The sequence below is a fragment of the Serratia sp. MMO-28 genome (assembly GCF_037199905.1).
Classification (GTDB): Bacteria; Pseudomonadota; Gammaproteobacteria; order Enterobacterales; family Enterobacteriaceae; genus Chania; species Chania oryzae.
In genome coordinates, this window is record NZ_JBBCVB010000122.1 from 1 (window position 1) to 235 (window position 235).

Consider the following 235-nt stretch of genomic DNA (forward strand, 5'->3'; position numbering starts at 1 on the left):
TGACCTGCAAAACAACGGCTCTCTGGTGCAGCAGAGCGGCAACAACAATCTGCAGACCCGTCTGGGGGCCAAACTGTCGAACGACACGCAGATGGGGAAAGACAGCTCACGGATACTGACCACTTATGTGGACCTGAACTGGATCCATAACACCCGCCTGCCGGGCGTGAGTGCCGATGGTCTGGGAGTCCAGCAGACCGGCAGCCGCCATCTGATTGAGGTGAAAGTGGGGGCG

At 59.1% G+C, this 235-nt stretch carries 1 protein-coding gene; it reads left to right on the top strand.

Annotated features, from left to right (window positions below; translation table 11 throughout):
* Positions 1 to 235 (top strand): autotransporter outer membrane beta-barrel domain-containing protein (locus WG891_RS26825; protein ID WP_337274594.1); only part of this gene is annotated, 235 nt, incomplete at both ends.